General features: G+C 69.5%; 18 protein-coding genes. 9 read left to right on the top strand and 9 right to left on the bottom strand.

Annotated elements, in window-relative coordinates; translation table 11 throughout:
- Positions 1-44: 44 nt before the first annotated feature.
- Positions 45-1385, bottom strand: a complete 1341-nt coding sequence (gene ggh, locus E1P53_RS12610) for a glucosylglycerate hydrolase (protein WP_006901101.1) — start codon at positions 1383-1385, stop codon at positions 45-47.
- 81 nt (positions 1386-1466) lie between these two features.
- Here ggh and E1P53_RS12605 point away from each other — a divergent pair, with 81 nt between their 5' ends.
- Positions 1467-2147 carry an SDR family oxidoreductase gene (locus tag E1P53_RS12605; RefSeq protein WP_006901100.1) on the top strand — a complete coding sequence of 227 codons (681 nt, stop codon included), beginning with the start codon at positions 1467-1469 and terminating at the stop codon, positions 2145-2147.
- Positions 2148-2157: 10 nt separating this feature from the next.
- On the opposite strand, the gene E1P53_RS12600 is transcribed toward E1P53_RS12605, so the two are convergent.
- Entirely contained in the window at positions 2158-2547 is a 390-nt protein-coding gene (locus E1P53_RS12600) for a nuclear transport factor 2 family protein (RefSeq protein WP_006901099.1), read from the bottom strand.
- Between the two features lie 546 nt (positions 2548-3093).
- Between E1P53_RS12600 and E1P53_RS12595 the strand changes: the two genes are divergently transcribed.
- Genes E1P53_RS12595 through E1P53_RS12580 form a run of 4 tightly spaced genes read left to right on the top strand, consistent with a single transcriptional unit; the run spans position 3094 to position 7362 of the window.
- Positions 3094-3774: a DUF4129 domain-containing protein gene (locus tag E1P53_RS12595; RefSeq protein WP_131734473.1), complete on the top strand. Its 681-nt coding sequence runs from the start codon at positions 3094-3096 to the stop codon at positions 3772-3774.
- On the top strand, positions 3771-5036 hold the full coding sequence (locus E1P53_RS12590) for a DUF4350 domain-containing protein (RefSeq protein ID WP_006901097.1): 1266 nt from the start codon (positions 3771-3773) through the stop codon (positions 5034-5036). Before E1P53_RS12595 ends, E1P53_RS12590 begins: the two co-directional genes overlap by 4 nt.
- Positions 5033-6070: an AAA family ATPase gene (locus E1P53_RS12585; RefSeq protein ID WP_006901096.1), complete on the top strand. Its 1038-nt coding sequence runs from the start codon at positions 5033-5035 to the stop codon at positions 6068-6070. Before E1P53_RS12590 ends, E1P53_RS12585 begins: the two co-directional genes overlap by 4 nt.
- Positions 6070-7362 (top strand): DUF58 domain-containing protein, encoded by a 1293-nt coding sequence (locus tag E1P53_RS12580; protein ID WP_131734472.1) that lies wholly within the window; start codon positions 6070-6072, stop codon positions 7360-7362. Before E1P53_RS12585 ends, E1P53_RS12580 begins: the two co-directional genes overlap by 1 nt.
- Positions 7363-7390: 28 nt before the next feature.
- Here the strand turns inward: E1P53_RS12580 and E1P53_RS12575 are convergent, their stop codons facing one another.
- Together E1P53_RS12575 and E1P53_RS12570 are read right to left on the bottom strand one after the other, a co-directional pair.
- On the bottom strand, positions 7391-7666 hold the full coding sequence (locus E1P53_RS12575) for a DoxX-related protein (RefSeq protein WP_006901094.1): 276 nt from the start codon (positions 7664-7666) through the stop codon (positions 7391-7393).
- Between the two features lie 51 nt (positions 7667-7717).
- Positions 7718-8710 (bottom strand): stage II sporulation protein M, encoded by a 993-nt coding sequence (locus tag E1P53_RS12570; protein WP_131734471.1) that lies wholly within the window; start codon positions 8708-8710, stop codon positions 7718-7720.
- A 162-nt stretch (positions 8711-8872) separates the two neighbouring features.
- Here E1P53_RS12570 and E1P53_RS12565 point away from each other — a divergent pair, with 162 nt between their 5' ends.
- On the top strand, positions 8873-9739 hold the full coding sequence (locus E1P53_RS12565; protein ID WP_131734571.1) for an RDD family protein: 867 nt from the start codon (positions 8873-8875) through the stop codon (positions 9737-9739).
- A 42-nt stretch (positions 9740-9781) separates the two neighbouring features.
- Here the strand turns inward: E1P53_RS12565 and E1P53_RS12560 are convergent, their stop codons facing one another.
- Complete coding sequence (locus E1P53_RS12560; protein WP_131734470.1) at positions 9782-11023, bottom strand: amidohydrolase; 1242 nt, start codon at positions 11021-11023, stop codon at positions 9782-9784.
- 120 nt (positions 11024-11143) lie between these two features.
- Complete coding sequence (locus E1P53_RS12555) at positions 11144-12334, bottom strand: acyl-CoA dehydrogenase family protein (protein WP_131734469.1); 1191 nt, start codon at positions 12332-12334, stop codon at positions 11144-11146.
- Between the two features lie 72 nt (positions 12335-12406).
- On the opposite strand from E1P53_RS12555, the gene E1P53_RS12550 reads away from it, so the two are divergent.
- Positions 12407-12739: a TfoX/Sxy family protein gene (locus E1P53_RS12550; RefSeq protein WP_006901090.1), complete on the top strand. Its 333-nt coding sequence runs from the start codon at positions 12407-12409 to the stop codon at positions 12737-12739.
- A 110-nt stretch (positions 12740-12849) separates the two neighbouring features.
- On the opposite strand, the gene leuS is transcribed toward E1P53_RS12550, so the two are convergent.
- Entirely contained in the window at positions 12850-15735 is a 2886-nt protein-coding gene (leuS, locus tag E1P53_RS12545; protein WP_131734468.1) for a leucine--tRNA ligase, read from the bottom strand.
- 120 nt (positions 15736-15855) lie between these two features.
- Between leuS and E1P53_RS12540 the strand changes: the two genes are divergently transcribed.
- Both E1P53_RS12540 and E1P53_RS12535 read left to right on the top strand, forming a co-directional pair.
- Entirely contained in the window at positions 15856-16380 is a 525-nt protein-coding gene (locus tag E1P53_RS12540; RefSeq protein ID WP_131734467.1) for an SdpI family protein, read from the top strand.
- 22 nt (positions 16381-16402) lie between these two features.
- Complete coding sequence (locus E1P53_RS12535) at positions 16403-17398, top strand: bile acid:sodium symporter family protein (RefSeq protein ID WP_131734466.1); 996 nt, start codon at positions 16403-16405, stop codon at positions 17396-17398.
- 25 nt (positions 17399-17423) lie between these two features.
- Here the strand turns inward: E1P53_RS12535 and E1P53_RS12530 are convergent, their stop codons facing one another.
- Complete coding sequence (locus tag E1P53_RS12530) at positions 17424-19469, bottom strand: CocE/NonD family hydrolase (RefSeq protein ID WP_006900214.1); 2046 nt, start codon at positions 19467-19469, stop codon at positions 17424-17426.
- 203 nt (positions 19470-19672) lie between these two features.
- Positions 19673-20266 carry a YqgE/AlgH family protein gene (locus E1P53_RS12525; protein ID WP_006900215.1) on the bottom strand — a complete coding sequence of 198 codons (594 nt, stop codon included), beginning with the start codon at positions 20264-20266 and terminating at the stop codon, positions 19673-19675.
- Positions 20267-20272 lie beyond the last annotated feature (6 nt).

Below are 20272 nucleotides of genomic sequence, written 5' to 3'. Positions count from 1 at the left end.
TCGGGTCCGACGTCCACGCTACGCCACGGCGGGACGAACCCTGGTCAGTCCAGCCAGTCGAGAACCGCTGCGGCGGTCCAGCTCTGCTGCATGCTGCCGAGCGGCTCGCCGGTGAAGGGCTCGTAGTACTCGGCGAACGATCCGTCGGTGGCCTGCCGCAGGCCCTCTTCGCGCAGGCGCGCCGATCGCTCGGTCCACCCACGACGCGCGAACGCCCAGCTGAACAGCCACGTCATCACCGGCCACACCGGGCCGCGCCAGTACTCGCGCGGCCGGAAGTCCACGGAGATCGGCGACGTCGACGGCGGGACCGCGTAGCGGAGGTCGGGATGGCCGCAGAAGCGCGGACCGTCGAACAGGCGGAGCAGGGCACGTTCGCGGTCACGCGGCAGGCCGCCGGAGAGCAGCGGCGCGAACGCGGCGATCGTCTCGGTGGTGATCCACTTGTTGGCCCGGATGTCGAAATCCCGTGCAGCGCCGTTGCGGTCGCTGGTCGCGGCGACGACGCCGGCCCGGAAGCGGTCTGCCCAGGCCCGCAGGTCCCGGACGTCGGCCAGCGGTTTGGAATAGTCCTCGCCGATCTCGGCGAGGACGTCGCAGGCCACCGAGAAAATCGCGCTGACGAACACGTCCTCGACGGCGAAGTTCATGACCCCGGGCAACAACTCGTCGTCGTAGTTCGCCCGCTTCATCTGCTCGACGAGCCAGATGTAGCGATCGTATTCGAGGTCGGTGGGCCGCATCGACAGGTCCGAGACGTGGTCGAGGTCGGCGCGCTGGTACGGCGGGAGGTCATCTCCCACAACCACGTTGGCGTACGAGGAGTCCCAGCGCGGCGAGTTGTCCATGCCGGATTCCCAGCCGTGGTAGATGGTGATCCGACCGCGCCCCTGCGGGTCCCGGGCATGGGCGAGCCACCGGTGCCAGCGCATGAGCGAACCCCACCGGCGGTCGATGAACTCGTTGGCGACCGCGCGGGTGGTCCGGCCGTGGCGTCGCGAGTGTTCGAGGATGCGCTGCACCGCGATCGCGTGCACGGGCGGCTGGGTGATCCCCGAGGTGTCCGGGAAGTCGGGGGCCACCTCGGCCAGGCGCGCGCACTCCCACCGCGACGGGCCCGGGAAGTAGCCGTCGCGGCCGTTGGCGAAGACGATGTGCGGGATCATGCCGTTGCGCCACTGCGCCGACAGCAAGGTGTCCATCTCGATGACCGCACGCTCGACCGACAACGGCGCCAACCCGACGCTGACGAACGCGGCGTCCCAGCTCCACATGTGGGGGTAGAGCTTGGGCGCCGCACTGGTCATCGTGCCCAGGTCGTTGCCGCGCAGCAGGTACGCGGCACGTGCCGACAGCTGCGTTGGGGTGAATCCGTACCTGGCCACGCCGAAGATTGTGCCCCGCCGTGCCCGGGTCCGCTCACCGAGGTGGCCCCGCGCCGACGCCGCGACAGTAGGGTTGGGAACGTGCCCACCGCGTTGATCACCGGAGCGAGCCGGGGCCTCGGCGCCGAGATCGCCCGCCAGCTCGCACCCACCCACGACCTGTTGCTGGGCGGGCGTCCCTCGCCCGAACTCGATGCACTCGCGATGGAACTCGACGGGGCGAGCACGTTCGCCGTCGAGCTGACCGACTACGACGCGGTCGCGGCCGCGGTCGAGTCCGTCACCGAACTCGACGTCCTGGTGCACAACGCCGGCGTCGGCAGCAGCCTGGAACGCATCGCCGACACCCCGGTGGAGGAGTGGCACCACGTCCTCGAGGTCAATCTCGTGGCCGTCGCCGAGCTGACCCGGTTGTTGCTACCGGCCCTCCGGTCCGCGGAGGGACACGTCGTGTTCATCAACTCGGGCTCCGGCCGCACGTCGAAGCCCCGCTGGGCGCCGTATGCCGCGAGCAAGTTCGGACTGCGGGCGCTGGCCGACGCGCTGCGCGGCGAGGAGCCGACCCTGCGGGTGACCTCGGTCTATCCCGGCCGGATCGACACCGACATGCAGCGCGAACTCGTCGCGATCGAGGGCCGGGACTACGACGCCTCGCAGTTCCTGCGGCCGGAGTCGGTCGCGGCCGCCGTCGTCCACGCGATCCACACCCCCGAGGACGCGCATCCGCAGGACATCGTGCTGCGACCGACCGGCCGGGGCTAGTCTCGTCCGGCTAGAGCTGCTTGAGGTCCTCCTGGCGCCACACGGCGCGCATGGACTTCACCTTGCCGTTCTCGTCGAAGACCATGATGTCGACCGGGGTGATCTCGAACGCGAGCCCGGAGGTCTTGGTGACGAGGGTGAACTCGAAGACCGCGGTGTCGCCGGCGACCTTCTTCCACTTGAGGGTGGCGGTGCGGTCCTCCATGCCGGTGATGACCGAGTAGAACTCGACGAGCTGCTCGCGCGTGTCGCGGATGTCGGCGCCGATGGGGTCCTCCACCGTCGCATCGGGGGCGTACAGATCGGCGATCTGCTCGGCCGTTCCCGAGTTCAGCAGTTCGATGTAGGAATCAACCGCCGCGTCGATCTTGTCGGCGAGGCTCGCTTGCTCCACGGTCATGTGCCCTCCAGGAATTAGAACGTGTTCTATTTCGGACCGTAGCACGCCGCTCCGCCCGTCCGAGCCCGTTTACCGCCGGACGCCGCCCGGGTCGGCGAGGAACGCGTCCTGCGGCCACGACGGGGTCTCGGCCTCCGATGCCGACCGGTGCCGACTCCCGCTTCGGGTACCTCGCGGTAGATGCCCGGCGAGCGGTCACCGGCCGCTGGGATCGGTCGATCACATGGTTTTGCGGCCGGGTTGTCCACAGCGGGGGCTTCGGGCCGCAAGACGAGGCGTTCGTTTTGGTACGTTCGGCCGCAGAGTCGATCGACAGGTGGTCCACGGCGTCGTCACGCCGACGGATCCCCCGGCATCGTGCCGACGGCATCTCGCGTTGCGCCGAGGGCGAATCGACCACAGGTCCAGTAGTGCGGAAAGGCCGGTATCCGTGACGATGTCCGAGTCACCGCAGGAGCCGATGCCCTCCCGTCCGCTGCTCTCCGGCGCGCCGCGATCCGGGGTCCGCGAACGATTCTCGACCGGTTCCGCAGCGGAGGTCCTCCGGTGACGTCGTCGCTCGCCGCACCCCTGGATCCCGGCAACGGCGAGGCTCGCCGATGGGCCGAGGAAGAACTGTCGAAGAAGGCATACCAGCCACCCGAACCCTCCTGGTGGGACCGATTCAACGAGCGGGTGTGGGGGTGGATCGCCGAGCACCTGTCGGAGATCTTCCGCGGATCGGACACCCTCCGAACGGTCGTCATCGTGCTCGCCGCGCTCCTCGTGCTCGGTCTGGTGCTCGTGGTGGTCCGCTACGTCCGACGCAGGCCCCGCCTCCCCAGGACGGCACCGTCGTCGAGGACCGAGGTCGTCGTGACCGGCGCGCCACAGTCGGCACGGGAGCTACGTGCGGACGCCGAGAACCGCTTCGCGGCGGGCGATCACGACGCCGCGGTCATCGCCGCGGTCCGGGCACTCGCCCGACGCGCGATCGAGAGGTCGCTGCTCGCCGACGAGCCGTCCCTGACCGCCCACGAGGTGGCCGTCGAGCTGGCCGAGCGGTTCGCCGGGCACCGCGTCGAGTTGCTCGCCGCCGCCGACCTCTTCGATGCGGTCGCCTACGGCGACCGGCACGCGTCCGCGTCGGCGGCGCGCGCGGTCATCGATCTCGAGCGGACCATCGACTCGGCGAAGCCCTCCGGCCCCGATCCCGCGCGTCCGCGTCGCCTGGCGGTGCCGCGATGACGACCACTCCTGCCACCCCGGTCGCCCCCGCGCGTCCGAAGCGGGCCACCCCCGGCTGGATCTGGCTGCTCGTGGGGGTGTTCGCGGTCCTCCTGATCGGCGCCTTCGTGCTGATCGCGGGTACCGCCGTCACCGGGTTGACGCCCCGTGAGACGCCCGGGGTCTGGTACGACCCCGACAACGCCCGACCCGACGGATCCCGCGCGCTCGCGCACATCATCGACGACCACGGCGGGCAGGTGCGCGTCGTACGCGGTCTCGCCCGGTTCACCGACGCACCGCAACCGGATTCGGACACCACCGTCGTCGTGTCGTCGACCGGCGCATTGAACGAGGGGACCGCCAGGCAGTTCCTCGAACGGGTCTCCGGCGCCGGTCGCGTCGTGCTGGTGGCACCGGACTCCGCCGCGCTGGAACTGCTCGGCCTACCCGTTCGGGTCGCCTGGGCCGCGGATTTCGTCGTGACACAGGCCCGATGCGATGCCCCCGGCATCGAGCCGACGGACACCGTCACCAGCCACGGAACCGTCTACCGCGCCACCGAGGCCGACGCCCGGGAGTGCTTCCCGGCCGGAGACGGCTCGACCGTGGTCGTCCTGCCGCGCACGGCCGACCGCCCGGAGGTCGTGGTGGCGAATGGCCGGATGTTCACCAACGCCCAACTCACCGCCCACGACGACGCCGGTGTCGCGGTGCGCCTGCTCGCCGGGTCGGGTGAGGTTCTCTGGTACGTGCCGTTCGTCACCGATCAGATCGCCGCCGACGGCTCCGAGTCCGACATCCCCGCGGCTCTCGGCCCGCTGGTCGTGCTGTCCGTCTTCGCCGTGCTGGCGCTGATGCTGTGGCGCGGACGCCGTTTCGGGGCCCTGGTCGCCGAGCCCCTGCCCGCCGTGGTGAAGGCGGTCGAGACCACGCGGGCGCGCGGCCGGATGTACCAGAAGGCCGGCGCCGACGCCCGGGCCGCGGCCGCACTCCGCATCCACACGCTGTCGTCGCTGGCCTCTTACCTCGGACTCCCGTACGACGCGGGACGCGCCACCGACGCCCTCGCGGCACCCGATCACGAACTCGCCGACGGCCGGGCCGATCCGCCGGACCCAGCGGTCGACGCCATCATCACGACGGTCGTCTCCGTGACCGGCCGCGACCCCGACCAGGTCCGTGCCCTGCTCGCCGGACCGCTGCCCTCCACCGCCGACGGCCTGATGCTCTTCACCAGCGACCTGACCGCCCTCGAGAAGGAAGTCCGACAGACGCCATGACAGTCGATCCGAATCAGCACCCTGGCCCAGGTCCGCTCGACGAGGCGGCCGCACCGCCGCACGGCGCACATCCCGGACCCGCGTCGGGACGGGCGCGCGACGCGCTGGCGGCGGTGCGCGCCGAGGTCGCCAAAGCCGTTGTCGGACAGGACCCGGCGGTCGCGGGCATCCTCATCGCGCTGCTGTGCCGCGGCCACATCCTGCTCGAGGGAGTGCCCGGTGTGGCCAAGACCCTGCTCGTCCGGGCCGTCGCGGCGACCCTCGACGTCGAGATGAAACGCGTCCAGTTCACCCCCGACCTCATGCCCGGTGACGTCACCGGGTCACTGGTGTTCGACTCGGCCACTTCGGAATTCACCTTCCGCGAGGGGCCGGTGTTCACCAACCTGCTGCTCGCCGACGAGATCAACCGGACCCCACCCAAGACGCAGGCGGCCCTGCTGGAGGCGATGGAGGAGCGGCAGGTGACCATCGACGGCGTGGGCCGGCCGCTGCCGAGCCCGTTCCTGGTGGCCGCCACCCAGAACCCCGTCGAGTACGAGGGCACGTACCCGTTGCCGGAGGCCCAGCTCGACCGGTTCCTGGTGAAGGTGACCCTGCCCGTTCCCCCGCGCGAGGACGAGATCACCGTGCTCACGCGCCACGCCGCCGGTTTCGATCCGCGCGACCTCCGCGCCGCCGGGCTGCGCGCGGTCGCGTCCGCGGCCGACGTCGAGGCCGGGATCGAGCAGGTCCGGCGCGTCACGGTCGCACCGCAGGTCGCCGCGTACATCGTCGACATCGCCCGGGCCACCCGGTTCTCGCCGTCGCTGTCGCTGGGTGTGAGTCCCCGCGGCGCGACCGCGCTGCTCGCGACCAGCCGCGCCTGGGCATGGCTCAACGGGCGGGACTTCGTGACGCCCGACGACGTCCAGGCCCTCGCGCAGTCGACCCTGGCCCATCGCCTGACGCTGCGACCGGAGGCCGAACTCGAGGGCGTCTCCGTGGGTTCGGTCCTCGACGCCGCCGTCCGGTCGGTCCCCGTTCCGCGCTGATGTTCCTCACCGGCCGGTTCCTGATCCTGGTGCTGCTGGGCGCGGTGCCGATCCTGGTGTGGCCGAACTACGCCGTCCCGTTCCTCTGGGTGCTGTTCTGCGTCGTGCTGATGGGCCTCGACCTCGCGCTGGCCGGGACCACGAAGTCGCTCGCCCTGGCCCGCTCCGATCCCGGTCCAGTCCGCCTGGGGGAGACGACGTCGTGTCCGATCACGGTCACCAACACCGGAACGGGCACCTTCCGCGGACTTCTCCGCGACAGCTGGCAGCCCTCGGCCGGAGCCCGGGACGCCGCCCACCGCATCACCGTGCCGTCGGGCGAGACCCGCACCGTGACAACGACTCTCACCCCGACGAGGCGGGGCGACCGGCTCGCCGCCCGGGTGACGATCCGTCGCCTCGGTCCACTGGGGCTCGCAGGTCGCCAACGCAGCGTCGTGCTACCCGGACGGGTTCGCGCGCTTCCGCCGTTCGGTGCGCGTCGCCTTCTGCCGTCGCGGCTCGCCCATCTCCGTCAGCTCGACGGCCGCTCCGCGGTCCGAACCCGAGGGCAGGGCACCGAATTCGACTCCTTGCGCGACTACGTCGAGGGTGACGACGTCCGCAGCATCGACTGGCGGGCGACCGCGCGGCGCCGCTCGGTCGTGGTGCGTACCTGGCAGCCGGAGAAGGACCGGCACATCGTGATCGTGCTCGACACCTCGCGCACCTCGGCGGGCCGGGTCGGAGACTCCCCGCGTCTCGACGCCGCGATGGATGCCGCGTTGCTGCTCGCGTCGCTGGCGTCGCACGCCGGTGACCGCGTCGACCTGATCGCCGGCGACCGCCGCGTGCACCGCCGGGTGGTCGGAGTCGACCGGACGCGGCTGATGAACAGCCTGGTGACGGCCATGGCCGATCTGGAACCCGCTCTGCTGGAGGCGGACTGGCCGCTGCTCGGTGCGGAGGTCGCCAAGATCGGCCGCCAGCGCGCGCTGCTGGTGCTGCTCACCCCGCTCGAACCGGCCGCCGTCGAGGAGTCCCTCCTGCCGCCGCTTTCCGTGCTGGCCCAGCGGTACAAGGTCGTCATCGGGTCGGTGGCCGATCCGGCCCTCGAGGAGATGGTCGCCGACCGCGACGACCCGGCGTCGGTCTACGACGCGGCCGCCGCGGCCCGGACGATCACCCTGCGGAACCGGACGGCGATCGCGTTGCGTCGTCTCGGCGTCGACGTGGTCGACGCCCCACCCGACAAGCTTCCGGCCCGGCTGGCCGACCACTACCTCCTGCTCAAGTCACAGGGATTGCTGTAGCGGCCGGCCGCGGGTGGGACCGGCCGGTTCAGGCCTTGGACTTCACCGCGCGGTAGCCGAGGAACCCGACGTACCCCGCGAGCCCGGCCAGGCCGAGCCGGCGGGTGCGCGGCGACACCAGCGCCAGCCCGATCGCGGTCTCGCACGCTCCGTTGCGGTAGGTCCACGTGGTGGTGTCCTCCGGGAACACCGGGGCGGTGATCGGGGCGAACGCCTCCGGCTTGACGAAGTGGGCCACACCCACCGCAGCCGTTCCCAGGCCGATCAGCGAGACCGCGTCCAGGGACTTGTCCTTGCCTGCCATGTTCGATGTTCCTTCCGTCGGAGCTGCGCAACCATTGCTACGCCATCATTCCTACACAGTCGGTCGGGCAAGGCCTCGTTCGTACTCGTCGAGGTCGCCGGTCTCGCCCGCCTCGTGCGCACGGCGGCCGACGACAAAGACGTAGGCCATGAACAGCGACCACGCGGCGACCCCGATCCCGATGCGCGCCCAGGTCGGGAGCGGGGACGGGGTCACGAAGGCCTCGATGACGCCGCAGAGCAGGAGCACGACCACCAGACCCAGCGCGACACCGATCGCGGCGCGCCCCTCCTCGGCGAGAGCGGCTGCGCGCGTTCGGTTTCCCGGGGACACCCACGACCAGAAGAGTCGCAGTCCCACACCGGCGGCGACGAACAGGCAGGTCAGCTCCAACATGCCGTGGGGAAGGATCAGGCCGAAGAACAGATCGCCTCGACCGTGGCGGATCATGATCGAGCCGACGACGACGAGGTTGAGGATGTTGGTGTAGAGCATCCAGACGACGGGAAAGCCGAAGACGCCCACCACGATGCACATCGCGGCGAGCCAGAAGTTGTTGGACCACACCCGCGCCGCGAACGACGTCGCCTCGTACTCGCTGTAGTAGTTCTCGAAGTCGTTGGTGACGAGATGTTCGATCTCCTGCTGGGAGGCGAACGAACTCTCGATCCCGGGGTGGTCGAGAACCCACCAGGTCATCACGACCGTGGCCAGCAGCGACACCCCCGTCACCGTCAGCCACCACCAACGCATCCGGTAGAGGGCGGCCGGGAACGACACCGCGAAGAAGCGCACCAGGGTCGACCACGCATCGGCCCTGGTACCGGTCGCCCGGCCGCGAGCACGGGCGAGCAGTGTCGACAGGTACGCCACCAGTGAGGCATCGGGCGCAGACGAGCGGATCACCGACAGATGCGTCGCCACCCGCTGGTAGGTGTCGATGAGTTCGTCGGCCTCGGCACCCGTGAGCCGACGACGACGCGACAGCTCGTCCAACCGCTCCCAGGTCGCCCGATGTGCGAACACATACGCGTCGAGATCCACGCGGCCAGCCTAACCGCGTCCAGAGCGGGTTCAGTGACCGTCATTCAACGGACCCCATGATGTGGACGGGGTACCGCAGCACACTCGGATCCCGTCGTATGGTGAGGCGTGTCGTTCGGACCACCGCCCACCCGACCGCCGGGGCCGCCCGCCGCGCCGCCGATGCCGGCGGGGTTCGCACCTGTCGTCTCCGCACCCGCCGCCCATGCGCCTGCGGTCTGGGGCGCCGGGGCATCGGCCACCGTCGGTGTCGGCCGCGACGACCTCGTCTCCGGCGAGGCCGTCGCCCTCGCCCTCCCACCGGGCGGGCTCGGGTACCGGATCCTCTCCGGGATGATCGACGTCGTCCTCGGCATCGCTCTGTGGCTGCTGCTGTTGTGGCTGTCCTACAAGGTGGCGTTCGGCGTCAACGCGGCTTGGCGCGGGACGATCAACACGCTCCTCCCCGTTCTCGCCATCGTCGCGCTCCCCGCCGTCACCGAGACGCTCACCTCGGGCAAGACGATCGGTCACCTGGCCATGGGCCTGCGCACCGTTCGTGACGACGCCGGACCCATCGCGTTCCGGCACGCGCTCACCCGCGCGCTCGTCGGCTTCGTGGAGAAGTTCGGGTGCCTGGGCATCCCGGCACTCATCAGCGCCGCGATCTCCCGGAAGCACAAGCGGATCGGCGATCTCCTGGCCGGCACCTACGTGATCCGGGATCGGCACCGTATCGCCGAACAGCACCCGATCGACATGCCGCCGGAGCTCGAGTCGTGGGCCGCCTCCGCCGACATGGCGTCGTTGCCGGGCGGGCTGGCCGTCGTCATCCGCCAGTTCCTCAACGGCCGGCACGAGATGAAGCCGGAACCGAGGGCCGACGCCGCTCGTCGGCTCGTCTTCGCGGCGGCTCCGTTCGTGGCCCCGGCACCGCCGCCGGCGGCGCCTTTCGAGGACGTGCTGTGCGCGATCATGGCCGAACGTCGACGTCGGGATACCGAACGCCTGGAACGCGAGGCACGGCTACGGGAACGGTTGTTGCGCTGAGCCGAGCGGGCCGGTTGCCTCAGCCTCTCGTCACCGAGACGGCTAGCGGCCCAACCAGGTACGAGCCGCGACGACCAGCGCCCGTACTCCCGTACCCAGCGTCGGATCGATCACCGGAGCGTAATGCGGAGAGTGGTTCGACGGCACTTTCAGCAGCGCCGGGTCCGTCAGGTCGCCGGTGGTGAACAGAGAAGGATCGGCTCCGCCCAGCAGCCAGTACGAAAGAGGTGCACCACAACTCGTGGCCAGGATGCCTACGTCCTCACTTCCCGCACCTGCCCCCGGGTCGAGGATGTTGGACGCACCCAACCAGTCCGTGAAGGCATCCAGGGTCGTGCGCAGCGCGTCCGGGTCGTTGGTGACCACGGGAAAGCGTTCGATCTCGGTGATCGTCGGCTCGTCCGGCGCGCCCGACGCCGCCGCCTCGCCACGCACGATGCGCTCGACGCTGTCGAGGATCTTGCCGCGCACGGTCTCGTTGTAGCTGCGGATGTTCAGCTGGATCTCGGCCTCACCCGGAATCACATTCGCGGCGTCACCCGCGTGGATCGATCCGACGGTGAGCACCGCAGTTGCGGTACTCGGGATCTCCCGCGAGATGATGGTCTGCAGCCTCAGCACCGTGGCCGCGGCCAGCACGATGGGATCCACCGAGGCCTCGGGCATCGAGCCGTGTGCACCCCGGCCCACCAGCTTCACCCGCAGTGAATCCGACCCGGCGTACGAAGCCCCCGGGTGTCCGGCGATCTTGCCGGCCGGCAGCGGTGAGACATGCTGACCGAGCACGACGTCGGGCTTGGGAAAACGGTCCCACAAGCCGTCGTCGACCATCGCCTGCGCGCCGGCACCCAGCTCCTCGGCGGGCTGGAACACCAGGACAACCGTGCCCGACCATTCCGACGTAGCGGAGGCGAGGATGTCCGCCGCGCCCAGCAGGCATGTCGTGTGCAGATCGTGGCCGCAGGCGTGTGCGACCGGAACCGTCTTACCCGTGTCGTCGGTGGCCGTGACTGTGCTGGCGTAGTCGAGCCCGGTGTCCTCGCGGACGGGTAGGGCATCCATGTCCGCGCGCATCGCGATCGTCGGACCGTCACCATTACGCAGGACACCGACCACACCGGTTCCGCCGACGCCGGTGGTCACGTCGAACCCCGACGCTCGGAGCCGATCGCCCACCAGACCGGCGGTGCGGTGCTCCTGAAAGCCGAGCTCCGGGTGTCGGTGAAGGTCTTTGTAGAGGTCCTCCAACGAGGGATCGATGCGAATGCCTGCAGGTGCGGTCATGTCAGGACCTTCCGACGGGAGTCGTCCGGACCGAATTCCGGCCCAGCCTCCATCGTCACACGCAGCTGTTCTCGTCCGTGCCGGTTTGGGAACCCGAGCGTCGTAGGACTGCCCAAGACCTCACTTCAGGTCGGTGCTGGACTTTCCCAGAACGCGGCGGGCGATGATCAGCTGCTGGATCTGCTGAGTGCCCTCGAAGATGTCGAGGATCTTCGAGTCACGTGCCCACTTCTCGAGGAGAGAGGTCTCCGAGAAGCCTGCTGTCGCACCGATTTCCACGGCCTTGTTGGTGATCTCAGTGACCGTGCGCCCCGCCTTGGCCTTCGACATCGAGGCCTCGGTGGAGTTCGGCTGGGCGTTGTCGGCCATCCAGGCGGCCCGCAGCGTGTGCAGCCACGAGGCCTCCCACTCCGATTCGAGGCGGATGAATTCGGCGACGGTCGCATGCTGGGCGGCTGCCGGCCGGTCGTAGTCGATCTCGTGGCCGGCCTCGTGGAGCATCCGGCGGAGCTCCTCGAGGGCGGCGCGGCCCAGGCCGATCGCCATGGCCGCGACGACGGGACGGGTGTTGTCGAAGGTCTGCATGACCCCGCCGAAGGCCTTCTTGGTGTCGATCTCCGGCGAACCGAGCAGATTCTCGGCGGGGACGCGGGCGTTCTCGAAACGGATCACGGCGGTGTCGGAGGCCTTGATGCCGAGCTTCTTCTCCAGGCGCACCACGGTGACGCCCTCGGTGTCCATCGGGACGACGAAGCTCTTGATGGCGGCGCGGCCGAGGCTCTTGTCGAGGGTCGCCCACACGACGACGTGGTCGGCGCGCGAGCCGGAGGTGACGAAGATCTTCTCGCCGTTGATGAGGTAGTCGTCGCCGTCGCGGGTCGCGGTGGTCGACACGGCCGCGGAGTCCGACCCGAAGCTGGGCTCGGTGATGGCCATCGCCGCCCAGACGTCGGAGAACTTCTCGAGCTGCTCCGGGTTGGCGACGGCTGCGATGGCGGCGTTGCCGAGGCCCTGGCCCGGGATCGAGAGCAGCAGGCCGACGTCGCCCCAGCTCATCTCCAGCGCCGAGAGCAGGCCCCGCATGTTCGCGCCGTTCTTCGACGGGGCGTCGCCCCCGGCGCCCTCGTCGGCGGACTTCTCGGCGCCGCGGTTCTGCTTGGCCAGCTTCGCGAGCTCGTCGAGTTCGACCGGGTACTCGTGCTCTGCCTTGTCGTACTTGCGCGAGATGGGTCGGAAGATGTGCTCGGCAGCGAGGTGGGTGCGCTCGACCGTCGAATCGAACTTCTTCGGGAGCTCCAGGTTGATCGCCATGGCGCTACCTTACTGCGCGGTAAGATAGTTGCCAAGTCCCTCCCCGTCGCAGCCGGGGAATAGCCTGGAGACGTGGCCTACGACGAGGAGCTCGCCTTCCGCATCCGCGCTCTTCTCGCAGCGGAATGCGGCGTCGACGAGGTGCCCATGTTCGGCGGCCTGGCGTTCCTGATCAACGGCAACATGGCCATCGCCGTCAGCGGCAAGGGCGGCGTCATGGTTCGCGTGCCCCCGGAGCAGACCAGCACCCTGCTCGAGTACCCGCACACGGCCCCGATGTACATGTCGTCCCGGGAGACCCTCGGATGGCTGCGCGTGTTCGACGAGGGGGTGGCCACCGACCGACAGCTCAGCCGGTGGGTGACGATCGGGTCGGACTATGCGCGGAAGCTCCCGCCGAAGTGATCGACGGGCCGCGTACCCCCCGGACGCGACCGTGTCGGCGTCCCGCGGAAAAGAGTCGGGCACTGTGACCCGCATACCGGATCACAGTGCCCCAATACTCGGAATTGCTGTCAGGGAACGACGTTCACCAATCGCCCAGGCACGACGATGACCTTGCGCGGCTCGGCCCCGTCGAGGATCGCGGCGATCTTCTCGTCGGCCAGCGCAGCGGTGCGCAGAGTGTCCTCGTCGGCATCGGCGGCGACCGTGATGCGGCTGCGGACCTTGCCCTTCACCTGAACCGGGATCTCGATCGAATCCTCGACCAGCCACTTCTCGTCGGCGGTGGGGAAGGCGGTGCGCACCACGAGGGTGTCGTGGCCCAGCCGGTGCCACAGTTCCTCGGCGATGTGCGGCGCCAACGGTGCCAGCATGATCACCAGGGACTCGACGGCCTCCCGCGGGGCGCCGGTCTTCTCGAAGTTCTTGGTGAGGTGGTTGGTCAGCACCGTCAGCTTGGCGACCGCGGTGTTGTTGCGCAGGGCCTCGTAGTCCTCGCGGACACCGGCGATCGTCTTGTGCAGCAGCCGCTTCGTGTCGTCGTCGGGCTCGGCGTCGGTGACGCGGAGGGCGCCGGTCTCCTCGTCGACGACCAGCCGCCAGATGCGCTGCAGGAACCGTTGCGAACCGACGACATCCTTGGTCGCCCACGGGCGCGACTGGTCCAGGGGACCCATGAACATCTCGTACACGCGCAGCGTGTCGGCACCGTAGTCGCGGCAGATATCGTCGGGCGCCACCGAGTTCTTCAGCGACTTGCCCATCTTGCCGTACTCCTGGCGCACCTCCTCGCCGTTGTAGAAGAACTTGCCGTCCTTCTCCACGACCTCCTCGGCCGGCACGTAGATGCCGCGCGAGTCGGTGTAGGCGTACGCCTGGATCATGCCCTGGTTGAACAGCTTTCGGTACGGCTCGCGGCTCGACACGTAACCCAGGTCGAACAGCACCTTGTGCCAGAAGCGGGAGTACAGCAGGTGCAGCACCGCATGCTCGACACCGCCGATGTACAGGTCCAGACCGCCCGGATCGTTCGGGCCGTGCAGCGCCGGGCGCGGGCCCATCCAGTAGGCCTCGTTCTCCTTGGCGCAGAACGTCTCGTCGTTGGTGGGGTCGATGTAGCGCAGCTGGTACCAGGAGCTGCCCGCCCACTGGGGCATGACGTTCGCGTCGCGGGTGTAGGTCTTGGGTCCGTCACCCAGATCCAGCTCGACGGTCATCCAGTCGGTGGCCTTGGCCAGCGGCGGCGACGGCTCGCTGTCGGCGTCGTCGGGGTCGAAGGACACCGGCGCGTAGTCGTCGACCTCCGGAAGCTCCACGGGCAGCATCGATTCCGGCAGGGCGTGCGGCCGGCCCTCCTCGTCGTAGACGATCGGGAACGGCTCGCCCCAGTAGCGCTGGCGGGCGAACAGCCAGTCACGCAGCTTGTACTGGATCTTGCCGGTACCGACGCCGTCGGCCTCGAGTCGCTCGACGATCGCCTTCTTGGCGTCCTCGACGTTCAGGCCGTTCAGGAAGTCGGAGTTGACCAGCGGGCCGTCGCCGACGTAGGCCTCGGCCTGCACGTCGGTGTCGGAGCCGATGACCTCGCGGATCGGCAGGCCGAAGACGGTCGCGAACTCGTGGTCGCGGGTGTCGTGGGCCGGGACCGCCATGATGGCGCCGGTGCCGTACCCCATCAGCACGTAGTCGGCGACGAAGACCGGGACCTGCTCGCCGTTGACCGGGTTGACCGCGTAGGAGCCGGTGAAGACGCCGGTCTTCTCCTTGTTCTCCTGGCGCTCGAGATCCGACTTCGCGGCGATCGACGCGCGGTAGGCGGCGATGGCCGACGACGGATCGCCCTGCCCGAAGGTCCAGCGCTCGTCGGTGCCCTCCGGCCAGGCGTCGGCGATGAGCTCGTCGACCAGCGGATGCTCGGGCGCCAGGACCATGTAGGTGGCGCCGAAGAGGGTGTCGGGTCGCGTGGTGAAGACCTCGATGTCGCCGACGCCGGGTGCGCTGAACCGGACCTGCGCACCGCGCGAGCGGCCGATCCAGTTGCGCTGCATGGTCTTGACCTTCTCCGGCCAATCCAGCAGGTCCAGGTCGTCGAGCAGACGGTCGGAGTAGGCGGTGATCCGCATCATCCACTGGCGCAGGTGCTTGCGGAAGACCGGGAAGTTGCCGCGATCGCTGCGACCGTCGGCGGTGACCTCCTCGTTGGCCAGCACGGTGCCCAGACCCGGGCACCAGTTGACCAGCGAGTCGCTCAGGTAGACCAGACGATGGTCGTCGAGGATCTCGTTGCGCTCGGCCTGCGACAGATCGGCCCATGACTTGCCGGCGTGCTCGCCGGGCAGCTCGCGCGCGCCCGACGCGAACTCGTCGACCAGCTCGGAGATGCGGCGGGCCTTCTTCTGCTCCGGGTCGAACCAGGCGTTGTAGATCTGCAGGAAGATCCACTGCGTCCACCGGTAGAACTCGACGTCGGTGGTGGCCACTCGGCGACGCTCGTCGTGGCCGAGGCCCAGGCGCCGGATCTGGCCGAGGTAGCGCTCGATGTTCTTCTCGGTCGTGGTGCGCGGATGCGTGCCCGTCTGCACCGCATACTGCTCGGCCGGCAGGCCGAACGAGTCGAAGCCCATCGTGTGCAGCACGTTCTTGCCGGTCATCCGCTGGAAGCGCGCGTAGACGTCGCTGGCGATGAAGCCGAGCGGGTGGCCGACGTGCAGGCCCGCGCCCGACGGGTACGGGAACATGTCCTGCACGAAGAGCTTGTCGGGGGCGTCGGCCGACGCGCCGCCGTAGGGACTCAGGTCACCGGCGAGGGGTCCGACGGGGTTGGGGGCCTCGTAGGCGTGCTGCTCGGACCAGGCCTTCTGCCAGCGCTGCTCGAGCTCGCCCGCGACCTCCGCGGTGTAGCGATGAGCGGTGGCCCCCGCGGAGCCGTTGGTGCTGGTGGTGTCGACTGAAGTCACCCGACCAGGGTAAATCCTGGGACCGATGGTCCTGAAATCCGCCTCGTCGGCCGCGACGACCTGCTTGGTCGGGGGAGTGGCCCAGGTCGCCGGATTCGGTTCGGGCCACCGGGCGGTCGTATGCTCGTGGGCGTGAACGCCCTGTCCATCGTCGTCGCCGTACTGCTTCTCGCGTTGGCCGGGCTGTGGGCCGTCGTGGGTGTGCGCGGCCTCCGAGGCTCACTCGAACGCAACCGCTGGTTCGGCGTCCGCGCCGACGAGACGATGCGGTCGGAGGAGGCATTCCGGGTCGCCAACCGGATCGCCGCACCCGGAATGCTCGGCTCGAGCGCCATCCTCGCCCTGGGAGCCGTCGCCTCCCTCGCCGTGGACAGCGCCTGGTGGATTCTGTTCGCCGGCGTCGCCCTGGTCGCCGCCCTCGTCATCGTCGGTCTGGTCAGCGGTATCGCGGTGCGGGCCGCCGCCACCGTGCCCGTCGAGGAGGCGGGGTGTTCCTGCTGCTCGGGCCACGAGGAGGGCGCCGGTCACGAGCACACCCCCACGGGTGGGGAGACCCCCTCCGATCCGGCCGCCGACTGTGGGACCAGCAGCTGCGGCGCGTGCTCGCTGAAGGGCATCTGCTCCAGCGAGAACGCCCAGGCCTGACCGGCCGCCCGCCCGCGTCCCGATGCGCACTCTCAAGAACCTGCTCGACCGTTCCCCGATCGACGGGTTCATCCTCGCGATCGTCGCCGCCGTCGTGGTGGCCGCGTTCCTGCCCATCCGGGGCTCGGTGGCCGAGGCCTTCGACTGGGTGGTCGTGGTCGCGATCGGCGCCCTGTTCTTCCTCTACGGGACGCGGCTGCATCCGCGCGAGGCGCTCGACGGCCTCAAGCACTGGCGCCTGCACCTGCTGATCCTCGCGTTCACCTTCGTCGCGTTCCCGATCATCGGCCTGGCGCTCAAACCCGTCGCCGAGCCGCTGATCGGCGACGACCTCTACGCCGGATTGCTCTTCCTGTGCCTGGTGCCGTCGACGGTGCAGTCCTCGATCGCGTTCACCTCGATCGCCAGGGGCAACATCGCCGGCGCCATCGTCAGCGCCTCGGCGTCGAACATCCTCGGTGTGTTCCTGACGCCGCTGCTGGTGGTCGCGCTGATGGCCAACACCGGCGACGCCCACATCGACGCGTCGTCGATCCTCAAGATCGTCGGCCAGATCCTCGTCCCGTTCATCGTCGGGCAGCTCGTGCGCCCGTGGGTCGGGCCGTTCTTCGCCCGGCACGCCAAGATCACCAAGCTCGCCGACCGCGGCACCATCGTGCTCGTCGTCTACGTCGCGTTCAGCGAGGGCGTCGACCACGGCATCTGGTCCAGCGTCGACGCCGCGCAGATGATCTGGGTCGCGGTGATCTCGCTGCTGCTCGTCGCGTTCATGCTCGTGCTGTCCGGCTGGGTGCCCAAGCGCCTCGGCTTCGACCGCGCCGACACCATCGCCATCCAGTTCTGCGGCACCAAGAAGAGCCTCGCCACCGGATTGCCGATGGCCACCGTGCTCTTCGCCGGCTCCACCGTCGGCCTCATCGTCCTACCGCTGATGATCTTCCATCAGATCCAGCTCATCATCTGCTCCTGGCTCGCCGGCCGGTACGGGCGCGAGGCGGAGCAGCTCGAGGCGGCCTGACGAAGCGCCCTCGGCACCGCCGGGCTCATCCGCCGATCGGCTCCGACAACGGCAGGTTCACGAAGCTCGGGCGGCTCGGGTCCAGCTGAATGTGCTGCGGCTTCAACCCCGACTCGTTGAGAAGCGGGCGCAGCGGGAGTGCCCGCGGGAAGTTCATCGCGAACACGTCCACCCGGAGACGATGACCCGGCTTCACGATCGCCTCGGTGGGCAGCAGGCCGATGTCGACGGCCACCGGGCGGCCCGGCGCGACGCGCTGCCGCGACGACAGGGTGAGGTGGTAGACCGGATCGATCACGTCCCCATTCGGGGCGAACTGCGAAGCGGCGCGGTCGTATCCGCGCAGCGAGGCCATCACCTGACCAGAGCTGATCACCTTCGACGTGCCGTCGGGCGCGACGTCGTTGAGGGTAGCCGTCCAATAGCCGTCGGTGGCGTCGAGCACCGCGTTGAGACGGACGTTCGCGTATCCGGACACGCTGCGCGCCTTGGTCAGCGGTGCTGTGGTGAACGACAGCGCCGCGCGTTCGGAGATGCGCGCATCGTCGGAGCAGAACGGGAAGATCGCCAGGGCGCCGGCGAACTGCTGCGCGGCGTCGCGGGAGCACATGGGCGCGAGACCCGGCGACACGGTCAGCCGCGCATGCGACTTCGGGGCGGCGGGGCTGAGGCTGCCGTCGCGGACCGCATGGGGCGCGGTGCCGCTACGACGATCCGACAGGTACAGGCGCTGGCGCTCCATGCCGGCGCGCGGGAACTGCTGCGCGGTGATCCAGGAGTCGCCCACCTGCTTCAGCTGAACGGGCCCGTACTCGTCGATCCCGTTGTCGATTCCCTTGAGCCACTTGTCGAACCACGCCTTCTGCAGGACGTCGAGACGCGGGGGAGTGCCCGCGCGGCCCTGCTGGCCGCCACCGATGGTGAGGTGGTAGCCGTCGCCCATGATCAGCTGCTTCTTGCCCGGCGGCAGCGGGATCTTGTTGTACATCCGGACCTCGGAGTTGGTGAAGAGATCGAACCACCCGCCGTAGATGAACGTCGGGGTGGTGATCTTCTCCGCCCGGTCGAGCCAGGCGGTGCGGGGTTCGGAGTTCTTCTCCAGCAACGCCTTCAGGTTCTCCGGCACCGAGGGGATGTCGGGCGTCAGCAGCGCCGCCATCAGCTGCGGGTAGAAGGTCAGGGGGTCGGAGATCCTGTCCGCCAGCCACTTCCAGTCGAAGGTGCCGTTGAGCATCGACGCGACGTTGGGGATCATCTTGGTGCCGTTGACGAGTCCCAGCCACATCGGCAGGAAGCCGACGCCCAGTCCGCCACCGGGAGCGACGATGTCGCGGATGAGGTCGCCGCCCGGCTCGACCGGGAAGATCGCCTTGAGCGCCTTCGGGTTCTTGTTGGCCGCCTGGATCTGGTTGATCGCCGAGTACGAGACGCCTGACATGCCGACCTTGCCGTCGGACCACGGTTGCCTCGACGCCCAGTCGATGACCTCGACCGTGTCCTGCTGCTCGCGGTTCTGGAAGACGTCCCACTTGCCCTGGGAGAAGCCGGTCCCGCGGACGTCGACCACCACCTGCGTATAACCGCTGCGCACGAGGTCGAAGTCGACGGCGAAGGTCTTGGCGCCGCCGTCGCGGATGGTGTGGGCGATGTCGTTGATGCCGTCGATCGGCGTGCCCCGCAGGTTGATCGACCGCGCGATCTGCAGCAGCCACGGCTCGAGCACCGGGTGCTGGATGACCGCCGCGCTCAGCGCGGTGACCAGCTTGGTGTACGGGGTCATGGTGACGATGACCGGCGTCTTCTTCGAGGTCGGCCGCTCGCGGGCGTCGGCGGGCCGGTAGACGTTGGCGCGCAGGACGGTGCCGTCGCTCATGCGGATCGGGACGTCCCAGGTGGTGTTCACCCCGGCATACGGCTGCGGTCCGTCGTGGCTCGCCTGCCAGCGTGCTGCGGCCGCCCCTCCGGTGGGGCCGGTCGGCGCGGCGCCGGCCACGACCGTCGGCGCCACCAGCACCGCCACGAGCGCCACGACCCCCGCCAGCAGACGGACACTTCTCGACGACCTGCTCATTCACATCCCCCGCGTGTGAGCGCCGCGGCGGCGTTCGCATCGCCGCGGCAGAACCGTTCAAGCGCTCACAACGTAGCACTGGCGGTGACGCGGGTCACGGGTCGGTTTCGGGAGGGGGCGGTTCGGCAGTCGCGGTTGCGACCAGATCGGCTCGTCGCCGGCGATCGGCGCACCTCGGGGAACGACCGGGGACCGGTGGGCGGTCAGTTGAGGCTGAGGTCGATCGGATGGGTCGCGAGCAGCGGCAACGGCCAGGGCTGTCGACGCAGGACGTCGAACCAGATGTCGGTGCCGGGCGGGACCAGCACGTCGCGGGGGAGGGCCGAGGCGAGCATCCAGCTGAACCGGTCGAGTTCGTCGTCGAGCTGCCCCGCACCCCAGCCCGCGTAACCGGCGAAGATGCGCACGCCCTCGAGCAGGTTCTCCAGCGACTCGGGGTCGGCGTCGAGATCGACCAGGACGACGCGGCCGTCGACGGGCCGCAACGCCGGATGGGCCTCGACGTCGACGCCGTGCTTGCAGACGCCGAGGCACAGGGCCGCGTCCTGCTTGACCGGACCCCCCACGTACAGCGCCCGCGGCGACGCGGCGATGTCGGTCCACCGGGGGAGGAGGTTGTGCACCGCGGTCTGGCTCATGCGGTTGAGGACGACGCCGAGGCTGCCCTCCTCGTTGTGTTCGATGATGTAGACGACGGTCCGCGCGAAGGTCGGCTCGATGAGATCGGTCGAGGCGATCAGCAGTGTTCCGGGACGGACGCGCTGCGTCGGATCCTCGTCCCACGGCACGCCGGGCATGCGGCC

The organism is Gordonia paraffinivorans (assembly GCF_900683595.1).
In the GTDB taxonomy this organism is placed as follows: Bacteria; Actinomycetota; Actinomycetes; order Mycobacteriales; family Mycobacteriaceae; genus Gordonia; species Gordonia paraffinivorans.
This window is presented reverse-complemented; position numbering and strand designations above follow the sequence as displayed.

What these genes read in the sequence shown, in the direction of transcription:
- E1P53_RS12600 (WP_006901099.1), bottom strand. Translation starts at nt 2,547, where the DNA reads ATGACCGTGGAGCAAGCGAGCCTCGCCGACAAGATCGACGCGGCGGTT.
- E1P53_RS12590 (WP_006901097.1), top strand. Translation starts at nt 3,771, where the DNA reads ATGACGACCACTCCTGCCACCCCGGTCGCCCCCGCGCGTCCGAAGCGG.
- E1P53_RS12585 (WP_006901096.1), top strand. Translation starts at nt 5,033, where the DNA reads ATGACAGTCGATCCGAATCAGCACCCTGGCCCAGGTCCGCTCGACGAG.
- E1P53_RS12580 (WP_131734472.1), top strand. Translation starts at nt 6,070, where the DNA reads ATGTTCCTCACCGGCCGGTTCCTGATCCTGGTGCTGCTGGGCGCGGTG.
- E1P53_RS12575 (WP_006901094.1), bottom strand. Translation starts at nt 7,666, where the DNA reads ATGGCAGGCAAGGACAAGTCCCTGGACGCGGTCTCGCTGATCGGCCTG.
- E1P53_RS12565 (WP_131734571.1), top strand. Translation starts at nt 8,873, where the DNA reads ATGCCGGCGGGGTTCGCACCTGTCGTCTCCGCACCCGCCGCCCATGCG.
- E1P53_RS12560 (WP_131734470.1), bottom strand. Translation starts at nt 11,023, where the DNA reads ATGACCGCACCTGCAGGCATTCGCATCGATCCCTCGTTGGAGGACCTC.
- E1P53_RS12555 (WP_131734469.1), bottom strand. Translation starts at nt 12,334, where the DNA reads ATGGCGATCAACCTGGAGCTCCCGAAGAAGTTCGATTCGACGGTCGAG.
- E1P53_RS12540 (WP_131734467.1), top strand. Translation starts at nt 15,856, where the DNA reads ATGCTCGTGGGCGTGAACGCCCTGTCCATCGTCGTCGCCGTACTGCTT.
- E1P53_RS12535 (WP_131734466.1), top strand. Translation starts at nt 16,403, where the DNA reads ATGCGCACTCTCAAGAACCTGCTCGACCGTTCCCCGATCGACGGGTTC.
- E1P53_RS12530 (WP_006900214.1), bottom strand. Translation starts at nt 19,469, where the DNA reads ATGAGCAGGTCGTCGAGAAGTGTCCGTCTGCTGGCGGGGGTCGTGGCG.
- E1P53_RS12525 (WP_006900215.1), bottom strand. Translation starts at nt 20,266, where the DNA reads ATGCCCGGCGTGCCGTGGGACGAGGATCCGACGCAGCGCGTCCGTCCC.